A 10,857-nucleotide genomic window follows, 5' to 3' on the forward strand; every position below is an offset into this window, starting at 1 on the left:
TTATTATACCAACCCGCATAAGTAAGTGATCTGTTCTGAGGATGGAAAAACGTGTTGATAGCAAGGCAAAAAATTCGCTATTTAGTTGTTCTCGGCAATTGCTCCTGCATTGCTCTACCTTCTGCATCCATGCAGTCGTAAATAAGAATTTTTTAACGCAGATAACGACACATTTAGCCCCGCAAAACGATTAAATATTATTGCGGATTGGTATTAGAATCCGTTTAACGTTCAACATGCTCTACGGACTATGTCGGCTATTATGCCCTATAAACCAAAAAGCACATAGCTGCAAACGCTATGTGCTTTTTAAGGTACAGTAATAGCTAGCCTTGTTGGCGTTGCACGTTCTCAAATGCAAGTTGCACATTTTGAGAAAAAATCTCAATTAAATTACGTTGCGTATCGGTTATATTTTTAGGGATCCCCGATATAAATAGCATCGAATTATGATTGTACTCGCTGCTACAATAAGCAAATAAATAGTTGTCTTTATAGATTATGCTCTTATCTTCAAGTGCTTTATGGCAGGCTTCTAATTGCTCACTAGGAAGTACATCATCCAAAACTTTACCTTCGCTTTTTTCAAACTCTCCCGTAGCAGAGCGAACAATCAACTTATCGTTACTACTGTCTTCAATATTTTGAGCAACCAATGTTGTTGCATAAACGGCTTGATCCGCAATGCCTAGTAAAGAAGTAAGTTGCTGCATTACTCCTTCCATAAACTGCTCAATTGAACGCGTCGCAAAAATATCCCGCGAGGCAATAATGATTTTTTCAAGCCCTTCGCGAGATTGTTCTATAGAAATAATATCGCGATACGAGCGCAGGCTTGACATAATAACAGTAAACAGCTTTTGCGCTGTCAACTCTGTTTTTGATTTGTAATCATTAATATCATAATTAATAATAACTTGACGTTCAGGTGCTTGCCCTGGCTGACCTGTTCTTAAAATAATACGAATATGATTATTGTTAGCTTCTTCGCGGATAAATTTAGCAACTTGCAACCCGGCATCATCGGTTTCCATTACTACATCTAGCAGTACAATAGCGGCATCTGGGTGCGCATTTATTAATTCTTTTGCTTCAGCGCCTGAATATGCGCTTAAAAACTCTAAACGTTTATTCTGAAATTCAAAATCACTCAACGCAAGCTTTGTAACAGCATGAACTTCAGGTTCGTCATCAACGATTAATACTTTCCAAGTGCCAAGCTCTACTTCACTTTCTAACTCTTCTGGCTCATCTGAAAATAAAAAATCACCCATCATATTAAAAGTTCCTTAATGCATTTATAGAACACACATCATGGCTGTTTGTTGTCAAATTAAGGCCATTGTGCGAGCGTTACACGATCGTTATTTCCCAAGTCTTTTACTGTTTTAATATTTATATACGCCATTTGCTCAAACAAATGTCGAACAGCTTCACCCTGTTCAAAACCATGTTCTATTAAAAGATAGCCACTCGCGAGCAAATAGTCACGTGATTGTGTAATTATTTGTTTTATATCAGCCATTCCAGCCTCATCGGCCACTAATGCAGAAAGCGGTTCAAAGCGCACATCCCCTTCTTTTAAATGCTTATCGTCGTGCTCAATATAAGGGGGGTTGGTAACAATTAAATTAAACTGCTCATTTTTCAGCGCGCTAAACCAGTTACTTTGCTTAACTTGCACATTATTAATCGCTAAACGCTGCTGATTACGCGTCGCTAAGGCCACTGCATCTGCTACTTTGTCTACTGCGGTAATATGCCACTTTGGCATTTCACTGCCCAGTGCAAGTGCAATAGCACCAGTCCCAGTGCCTAAATCAAGCACTTTAGCTTGCTCAGGCATGGCAAGCTCTAAAGCGTGTTCAACTAAGGTTTCAGTATCCGGTCTAGGAATAAGCGTCGTGGCATTTACCTCTAGGGGTAAGCTCCAAAATTCGCGCTCACCAATAATATGCGCTACGGGCTCACCGTTTAAACGCCGCTGACAAAATTCATCATATTGGCGCAGCTCATCGCTACTAAGCAGCTTATCTGGCCATGTAAATAAATAACTGCGAGGCTTTTGAAGAACGTGTAATAACAGTACTTGTGCATCTAATTTGGCACTGTCACTTGTTGGTGCAAGTATGTTTGCACCAACCGCGATTGCCTGCTCAAGAGTGTGACTCACAATTACTCATCGCCCATGGCGGCAAGTAAATCGGCCTGATGCTCTTGCATTAATGGGTCAATAATTGCGCCTAAATCACCGGTTACCACTTCGTTTAAGCGATAAAGCGTTAAATTAATACGGTGATCGGTAATACGCCCTTGCGGGTAGTTGTAAGTACGAATACGCTCTGAGCGGTCGCCACTTCCCACTAAATTACGACGTTCAGAAGCTTCTTCGGCTTGGCGTTTTTCATCTTCGGCCTGCTGTAAGCGCGCAGAAAGCACCGACATCGCTTTAGCACGGTTTTTATGTTGCGAACGCTCATCCTGACACTCAACCACCACGCCTGTTGGAATATGAGTAATACGAATTGCAGAATCGGTTTTATTTACGTGCTGCCCACCGGCACCCGAGGCTCTAAATGTATCTACTTTTATATCAGCAGTGTTTATTTCAATGGCTTCGGCTTCTGGAATTTCAGCCATTACTGCTACCGTACACGCAGAGGTATGTACACGTCCTTGCGATTCAGTCTCTGGTACGCGTTGTACACGGTGAGCGCCCGATTCAAACTTAAGCTTACCGTACACGCCTTCGCCGCTAATATTTGCGATAACTTCTTTGTAGCCGCCGTGTTCACCTTCATTGGTGCTCACCACTTCCACTTTCCATTTTTGTGTTTCGGCGTAACGGCTGTACATTCTAAATAAATCGCCTGCAAAAATAGCCGCTTCGTCACCACCAGTACCGGCACGTACTTCTAAAAATACATTGTTGTTATCTTTAGGATCTTTTGGAAGCATAAGCACTTGTAGCTCATCTTCTAATGATAAAATTTGCGCTTTAGCTTCTTTGTATTCTTCTTGCGCCATTTCACGCATATCGGGATCAGAATCTTTTAGCATTTCTTCAGCAGTGGCGACGTCGTCTTGTGCTTGTTGGTATGCTAAAAATGTTTTTACAATTTCTTCAAGCTCAGAGTATTCTTTTGAAAGAGCACGAAAGCGGTTTTGATCACTAATGACCGACGGATCGCTCAGTAGTGCTTGTACTTCTTCGTAGCGTTCTACTAAGGTTTCTAATTTACGATATACAGACTCTTTCATTTAACTGTTATTCCTGATCAATACCTAACATTTTTTTCAACTGAGTTAGTTGAGCCACTTCACCTTTTTTAGCCGCATCTTGAATTGCACGGGTAGGCGCGTGCATTAAGCGGTTGGTTAATTTATTGGCCAACTCTAATATAATTTTTTCTGCATCTTTACCTGTATTTAGCTGACTAACCGCCCGCTCAACAAGTTCTGACTTAATGGTTTGTACGTCGTTTCGGTAGTGGCGAATTAAGTCAACCGAATCGAGAGAGCGAACCCACATTTCAAATTCTTTTACGCGCTCGCTTATTATTAATTGTGCTTGCTGTGCTGCCTGTTCACGCGCGGCCATATTCTCGCTTACAATGGCTTGTAAGTCATCAACGGAATATAAATAGGCCGCATCAAGCTCGCCTACTTGGCTTTCTATATCGCGCGGTACAGCTATATCAATAAACAGCATAGGCTTATGGCGGCGCTGTTTTAATGCTTGCTCTACTACCCCTTTACCTATAATTGGTAAGGTACTGGCTGTTGAGCTAATAACAATATCGGCTTTGTGCAAACGTTCAGGTAACTGCGCCAGCGCAATCACATCGGCCGATACTTCCTGCGCTAAACCGCGTGCACGCTCAATGGTTCTATTAGCAACCGTAATTTGTTGCGGCTCATTTTGGTATAAATGTTTAGCGACAAGCTCTATTGTTTCGCCGGCACCAATTAATAACACATTGGTTTTATCAAGCTTGCCGTAAATATGTTTTGCTAAATTAACCGCAGCAAACGCCACCGACACAGCACTGGCACCAATATCGGTGTCGGTACGAACTTGCTTAGCGACCGAAAAGGTTTTTTGGAACAACCTATCAAACTTAACGCCTACAGCATCATATGTTTTAGCGCTATGGTAAGCTTGCTTAATTTGCCCTAAAATTTGCGGCTCACCCAATACCAATGAATCTAAGCCGCACGCAACACGCATTAAATGATTAATAGCAGCATCACCTTGGTGGCAATATATATTTTTGCTCAGTTCGTGTTCATCCAAACCATGGAAACTGGCAAGCCACGCTAGCAATGCTTGGGAATTTGACTGCTCAAGGCTACAATAGATTTCGGTACGGTTACAGGTAGATACAATAACGGCTTCGTTAAAGTCGGCATGACCGCTTAATTGCTGGAGCGCCTCAGACATTTGCTCAGGCGAAAAAGCCACTTTTTCACGTAATTCTACGGATGCGGTTTTGTGATTAATACCAAGTGCTATGATGGTCATATTTGCCAAATATTGCTGCGCCCTACTTTAAAGGCGGCAATTTTACCAAAAATCAGCGGAATATGGAAAGTAAGGAACAACATTTGATTAGACATTATTTAATTTTATTCACTCTTTTTCTGTTTTTAGCGGGCTGCGCCCACAAAATTGATACAAAAACAACGCTTTACGATGATTGGAAACCTCGCTTAGCGGCGCAAAAAACCTGGCAAGCTCAAGGTAAGTTAGCGTTTATAAGTCCTGATGAGCGACAATCTGCAAACTTAAATTGGCAACAAGACGAAAAACAAAACAACTTAGTGCTCACTACGTTTATTGGTACACGCATATTGTCGTTAAAACAAACCCGCACAGGTGCGCTACTTGATTACGACGATAAAACATACACGGATACTAACGCTGCGTTATTATTGAAACGCTTAACCGGTTTTGATTTACCTGTTGATAACGCTGATAACTGGTTAAAAGGCACGTTAACCTCACAAACATTAAAAGTAGACGAACTTGGCCGTGCACAACAAGTTATCTGGTACGATAATACGAATAAAAAATGGCAAATAACGTATTCAAACTATAAACAGCAAGGTGGCTTTTGGGTCCCCGGCAATGTCACGCTAAAACACCAGCAAATTAAAATCAAAATTCAACTCTACAATTGGCAGTTTAATTAAGCATGAATACTCAAACGGCTTTTTCGGTCATTGCGCCGGCAAAACTCAACTTATTTTTACACATCAATGCACGTCGTGATGATGGCTATCACGAACTAGAAACTTTATTCACCTTTTTAAATTTTGGAGACACACTCGAATTTTCTGCTAATGAAAGCGCTACTATTTTAGTAACGGGTGATACTAAAGGCATAGCAGATTGCGATAATCTCATCTATAAAGCTGCTTTATTACTTAAAAAACATTGTCGTATTTCATCAGGTGTGAAAATAAATCTAATTAAACGCCTGCCTATGGGCGGCGGTGTTGGTGGCGGTTCGTCAGATGCTGCCACCACGTTACTTGCACTTAATAAAATGTGGGGTACTCAGCTAAGCATCGATGAATTAGCCAACCTAGGCTTGCAATTAGGTGCCGACGTACCGGTATTTATTCGTGGTAAAAGCGCCATAGCACACGGTATTGGCGAACAGTTGGTGGACGTAGAATTAGCGCAAAAATGGTATTGTGTAGTACACCCTAATCAACATGTAAGTACTGCTAAAATATTTACCCATCCAGATTTAAAACGCGACACACCAAAAATTTCAGGTGATTGGCAAACCCACAAGTTAACCAATGATTGTGAGCCTTTAGTTAAAAAGCTCTGCCCCGAGGTTGAAAAAACCCTGCAGTGGTTGCTAAAATACGCCCCGTCGAAGATGACCGGAACAGGTTCATGTTGTTTTGTCGAATTTGCTAGCCAAGTTCAAGCACAAGATGTACTTGATAACCTCCCCCATACTTGGCAGGGTTTTGTTGCTTCAAGCACAAATGTCTCACCTGCTCATACGGAGCTTGCCGCCATATTCGATCAATGAAGTAACGTACAAGTAATCATAAGTTAACGCGTAGTAGGTTTTACCTATTTACCCGTTAGTCCAAAAATTCAGTGCCTGAGGAACCCTACCGTGCCTGACATGAAGCTCTTCGCTGGTAACGCAACACCTGAGTTAGCTCAAAAAGTTGCAAAACGTTTGTATATTGAATTAGGCGATGCTGTTGTTGGCCGTTTTAGCGACGGTGAGATCAGTGTTCAAATAAATGAAAATGTTCGTGGCTCGGATGTTTTTATCTTGCAATCAACCTGTGCCCCTACTAACGATAACCTAATGGAACTTATCGTTATGGTTGATGCTCTACGCCGTGCATCAGCAGGTCGTATTACGGCCGTTATTCCTTATTTTGGTTATGCACGTCAAGACCGTCGAGTACGTTCTGCGCGCGTTCCAATTACCGCTAAAGTTGTTGCCGATTTCTTATCAAGTGTAGGTGTTGACCGCGTTCTTACGGTTGATTTACACGCCGAGCAAATCCAAGGCTTCTTTGATGTACCAGTAGATAACGTATTTGGTAGCCCTGTACTACTTGAAGATATGGAAGAGCGTGAGTTTGAAGACGTTGTTGTAGTATCACCAGATATTGGTGGTGTAGTGCGTGCCCGCGCTATTGCAAAACTACTTCACGATACAGACCTTGCTATTATTGATAAACGTCGCCCGCAAGCAAACGTTTCTCAAGTAATGCATATTATTGGTGATGTTGAAGGGCGCGACTGTATTATCGTAGATGATATGATTGATACCGGTGGCACCTTATGTAAAGCCGCAGAAGCACTTAAAGAACATGGTGCTAAACGCGTATTTGCCTATGCAACACACCCTATTTTATCGGGCAAAGCCGCAGAGAACATCCGTAACTCAGTAATCGATGAAGTGATTGTAACTGACTCAATTCCGTTATCTGATGAATTAAAAGCGCTTGATAAAGTAAAAGTACTGACACTTGCTGACATGTTAGCCGAAACAATTCGTCGCATCAGCAATGAAGAATCTATTTCAGCGATGTTTGAACACTAAAACCACGCATCTGCTTGAACATGTAAGCGCCTTTTGGCGCTTTTTTTGTATGTGTTGTTTATTTTATCGGGGGGTGGTGTTATGATAGCGCGCCTTTTGGGTAGGGACCTTGGTCGCAAAGGCCCTAACACTTTTAATTATTGGAGACATTATGTCTAACGAAACTTATACTTACAACGCTGAACTTCGCGTAGAAACTGGTACTGGTGCGAGCCGCCGCCTACGTCGCGAAGACAAAGTACCTGCTATCCTTTACGGTGCAGATAAAGAAGCGGTATCGCTTACTCTTGCTCATAAAGACATGATCAAAGCACAAGAAAGCGAAGGTTTTTACACGCACATTCTTACGCTAAATGTTGGCGGCGAGTCTGTTGAAGCTATCTTAAAAGATATTCAACGTCACCCATTCAAGCCAAAAATCACTCACCTTGATTTCCAACGTGTAGATGCAACTCACAAACTAGTAACTAAAGTTCCTCTTCACTTCATCGGTGAAGAAGTAGTAACTAAAGCTGGCGCAACTGTTGTTCACCAGTTAACTGAAGTTGAGATTTCTTGTCTTCCTAAAGCGTTACCAGAATTCGTTGAAGTTAACGTTTCTAACTTAGTAGTTGGTGATTCAGTTCACATCTCTGACCTTGAGCTTCCTGCAGGCGTTCAGTCTGTTGAGCTAGGTAAAGGCGAAGGCCATAACCTGTCAGTAGTAACTATCAAAGCTAACAAAGCAGCTCCAGCTGAAGAAGAAGCTTCAGACGCTGCTGAATAATATTTAAGGTCTTGCACCTTGAATTCTATTCAAATGCTTGTGGGCCTGGCTAATCCAGGCCCCGAATACGCAAACACACGCCACAATGCAGGTGCTTGGTTTATTGAAGAACTCGCAGCACGCTACAACTGCACGCTCAAACACGATCCTAAATATCACGGCCTAACAGGCAAAGTGATCATCCAAGGCCAAGAATTCAAATTATTGATCCCCACCACCTACATGAACTTAAGTGGTAAAGCGGTCGGTAGTTTAGCCAATTTTTTCAAAATCCCCGTGGAAAACATACTCGTTGCCCATGACGAAATGGATTTAGACCCAGGCGTTGCCAAACTTAAAAAAGGCGGCGGCCATGGCGGTCATAATGGCTTAAAAGACATTATTGCAAAAATGGCAAACCAAAAAGATTTTATGCGCTTACGCATAGGTATCGGTCATCCAGGGCATCGTGAAATGGTCACAGGTTGGGTGCTTGGAAAAGCCCCCAAAGAAGACCAAGAAAAAATGGATGCAGCGGTTGATGAAGCAGTTCGTTGTATGGAAATACTTGCAAAAGATGGTGTGTTAAAAGCACAAAACAGACTACATTCTTTTAAACCATAATCGTTTAAACGAATCTTAACAAGGTATCTTACTATGGGTTTTAAATGTGGCATCGTTGGCTTGCCTAATGTTGGTAAATCAACGCTTTTTAATGCACTAACTAAAGCGGGTATTGAAGCCGCTAACTTTCCTTTTTGTACCATCGAACCTAACACAGGTGTAGTACCGGTACCCGATCCTCGCTTAGACGAGCTAGCAAAAATTGTAAATCCTCAACGTATTCTACCTACTAGTATGGAATTTGTTGATATTGCTGGTTTAGTAAAAGGCGCATCGAAAGGTGAAGGTTTAGGAAACCAATTTTTAGCAAACATCCGTGAAACGGATGCAATTGGCCATGTAGTTCGCTGTTTTGAAGACGAAAACGTAATTCACGTTGCAGGCACTATTGACCCTGCTGACGATATTGACGTTATCAATACCGAATTAGTACTTGCCGATATGGACAGTGCTGATAAAGCCATTTTCCGTAATGCTAAAAAAGCGAAAGGCGGCGATAAAGACGCTAAAGAGCAAAATGCAGTACTTGAAAAAGTTAAAGCACATTTAGACGAAGGCTTAACACTTCGTTCTTTAGAGCTTACTAAAGAAGAAAAAGCAGCAATTAGCTCAATTAACTTCTTAACTATTAAACCTACCATGTACATAGCTAACGTAGCTGAAGATGGCTTTGAAAATAATCCACACCTTGATCGTGTGCGCGCTATTGCAGAGTCTGAAGACGCGGTTGTTATTCCGGTGTGTGCAGCAATTGAGTCTGAGCTTTCTGAACTAGATGAAGAAGACAAGCTTGAATTTATGGCTGACCTAGGCTTAGACGAACCAGGCCTAAACCGAGTAATTCGTGGTGGATACGAGCTACTACATTTGCAAACCTACTTCACTGCAGGTGTAAAAGAAGTACGCGCTTGGACTATTCCAGTCGGTGCAACAGCACCGCAAGCGGCTGGTAAAATTCACACCGACTTTGAACGTGGCTTTATTCGTGCTCAAACCATTGCTTATGACGACTACATTGCCTTTAACGGCGAAGGTGGCGCTAAAGAAGCAGGTAAAATGCGCCAAGAAGGTAAAGAGTACATTGTTAAAGATGGCGATGTAATGAACTTCTTGTTTAACGTATAATTACGCTTAAACAACCTGTTTATAAAAACCCGCTTAATGCGGGTTTTTTTATACCTGTAATCAAGTAAGGTTTTATCCAAAAATTAAACGGCCTTAATCACTTTTGGCTTTTTATACCACTTTGCTTAGTTAAGAGATCTATTTTGAGGATGGATAAACATGTTAATAGCTGGGCAAAAAACTTCTATTTAGTCGCTCTAAAAGAGTATTTTTTAACACAGATAGCAACACATTTAGTCCGCAAAATGATTAAGTATTGTTACGATTTATTATTTTACTAACGAGCTATGTTAAATACTCTAGTTGACGTGAGAAATACGTATCTATAATAAGCAAATTGCCCTACCAACTGTCTCCACGGTGATTAATATGTAACTTTTAGCGCAGCTTATGCCTGCTTAAAATGATTACATAGCCTAATTGTTAAGTATCATAGCTTCATTCAATAGCTAAAATACTCAATAAACTTAGGCTTTAATACGACTTGATCGCAAAACGACTGCTGAAATACTCAGCAATTTTTGTACTAACGGTTTTAAGTTGTTATTACTTAGTGTACTTTGGCAGTTGATTTGCAGTTAAAAAAACAGCAATTTTATTAAAATTTAGTCTCTTAGCTTAATTTTCCTTCAAACAAACCCTGTTAAGTGTTTTTTTGCAAAAAAGGTGTTGACGGATTTGGGTCATATCAGCATAATACGCCCCGCACTCAGCGATGAAGTGATAACAAAAGAGATGGCTAAGTAGCTCAGCTGGTTAGAGCACATCACTCATAATGATGGGGTCACAGGTTCAAATCCCGTCTTAGCCACCATTTTCTTTTGTAGCTCAATAAAGAGTTTAAAATAACTACCTTGCTTTGATTATTCAAAGTGAAAATGCGGGAGTGGCGGAATTGGTAGACGCGCTGGATTTAGGTTCCAGTATCTTAGGATGTGAGAGTTCAAGTCTCTCCTTCCGCACCATGTTCTGATATGAACTAAACTATCAATTGTTTTCTGTTGGGATATCGCCAAGCGGTAAGGCACCAGGTTTTGATCCTGGCATTCCCAGGTTCAAATCCTGGTATCCCAGCCAACAATGGCTAAGTAGCTCAGCTGGTTAGAGCACATCACTCATAATGATGGGGTCACAGGTTCAAATCCCGTCTTAGCCACCATTTCTTTTTTTAGAAGTGGCTCTGCAAGAGTTAAATTGCGGCTCAATGAAGAGTTTAAAATAACTACCAGTGTTTATTAAACACAAAATAATGCGGGAGTGGCGGAATTG

At 41.4% G+C, this 10,857-nt stretch carries 9 protein-coding genes, 4 tRNA genes and 1 pseudogene; 10 read left to right on the plus strand and 4 right to left on the minus strand.

Annotated elements, in window-relative coordinates:
- Positions 1–335: 335 nt before the first annotated feature.
- The 4 genes and pseudogenes from CWC16_RS17970 to hemA all read right to left on the minus strand — a co-directional run.
- Positions 336–1,277: pseudogene (locus CWC16_RS17970) on the minus strand (DUF3369 domain-containing protein); the annotation flags it as partial.
- Positions 1,278–1,333: 56 nt separating this feature from the next.
- Entirely contained in the window at positions 1,334–2,173 is an 840-nt protein-coding gene (prmC, locus tag CWC16_RS17975) for a peptide chain release factor N(5)-glutamine methyltransferase (RefSeq protein ID WP_138542528.1), read from the minus strand.
- A 2-nt stretch (positions 2,174–2,175) separates the two neighbouring features.
- Entirely contained in the window at positions 2,176–3,261 is a 1,086-nt protein-coding gene (gene prfA / locus CWC16_RS17980) for a peptide chain release factor 1 (protein WP_055016470.1), read from the minus strand.
- A gap of 7 nt (positions 3,262–3,268) precedes the next feature.
- Positions 3,269–4,525 carry a glutamyl-tRNA reductase gene (gene hemA, locus CWC16_RS17985; protein WP_171037687.1) on the minus strand — a complete coding sequence of 419 codons (1,257 nt, stop codon included), beginning with the start codon at positions 4,523–4,525 and terminating at the stop codon, positions 3,269–3,271.
- Between the two features lie 83 nt (positions 4,526–4,608).
- Between hemA and lolB the strand changes: the two genes are divergently transcribed.
- The 10 genes from lolB to CWC16_RS18035 all read left to right on the plus strand — a co-directional run bounded on the left by lolB (position 4,609) and on the right by CWC16_RS18035 (position 10,747).
- On the plus strand, positions 4,609–5,196 hold the full coding sequence (gene lolB / locus CWC16_RS17990) for a lipoprotein insertase outer membrane protein LolB (RefSeq protein WP_082422816.1): 588 nt from the start codon (positions 4,609–4,611) through the stop codon (positions 5,194–5,196).
- Positions 5,197–5,198: 2 nt separating this feature from the next.
- The gene (gene ispE, locus CWC16_RS17995) at positions 5,199–6,056 is read left to right on the plus strand and encodes a 4-(cytidine 5'-diphospho)-2-C-methyl-D-erythritol kinase (protein WP_138542530.1); all 858 of its coding nucleotides are present in this window, start codon (positions 5,199–5,201) and stop codon (positions 6,054–6,056) included.
- 90 nt (positions 6,057–6,146) lie between these two features.
- Complete coding sequence (locus CWC16_RS18000; RefSeq protein ID WP_004588832.1) at positions 6,147–7,094, plus strand: ribose-phosphate pyrophosphokinase; 948 nt, start codon at positions 6,147–6,149, stop codon at positions 7,092–7,094.
- Positions 7,095–7,245: 151 nt separating this feature from the next.
- Positions 7,246–7,860 (plus strand): 50S ribosomal protein L25/general stress protein Ctc, encoded by a 615-nt coding sequence (locus CWC16_RS18005; protein WP_138542531.1) that lies wholly within the window; start codon positions 7,246–7,248, stop codon positions 7,858–7,860.
- Between the two features lie 18 nt (positions 7,861–7,878).
- Positions 7,879–8,463, plus strand: a complete 585-nt coding sequence (gene pth / locus CWC16_RS18010; protein WP_082422814.1) for an aminoacyl-tRNA hydrolase — start codon at positions 7,879–7,881, stop codon at positions 8,461–8,463.
- Positions 8,464–8,496: 33 nt separating this feature from the next.
- Positions 8,497–9,588: a redox-regulated ATPase YchF gene (gene ychF / locus CWC16_RS18015; protein ID WP_055018915.1), complete on the plus strand. Its 1,092-nt coding sequence runs from the start codon at positions 8,497–8,499 to the stop codon at positions 9,586–9,588.
- Positions 9,589–10,325: 737 nt separating this feature from the next.
- A tRNA-Met gene (locus CWC16_RS18020) sits at positions 10,326–10,402 on the plus strand.
- A 66-nt stretch (positions 10,403–10,468) separates the two neighbouring features.
- Positions 10,469–10,553, plus strand: a tRNA-Leu gene (locus CWC16_RS18025).
- 37 nt (positions 10,554–10,590) lie between these two features.
- Positions 10,591–10,665, plus strand: a tRNA-Gln gene (locus tag CWC16_RS18030).
- 5 nt (positions 10,666–10,670) lie between these two features.
- Positions 10,671–10,747 (plus strand) — tRNA-Met (locus CWC16_RS18035).
- The last annotated feature ends 110 nt before the right edge of the window (positions 10,748–10,857 follow it).

Source organism: Pseudoalteromonas sp. S3776 (assembly GCF_005886915.1).
Taxonomy (GTDB): Bacteria; Pseudomonadota; Gammaproteobacteria; order Enterobacterales; family Alteromonadaceae; genus Pseudoalteromonas.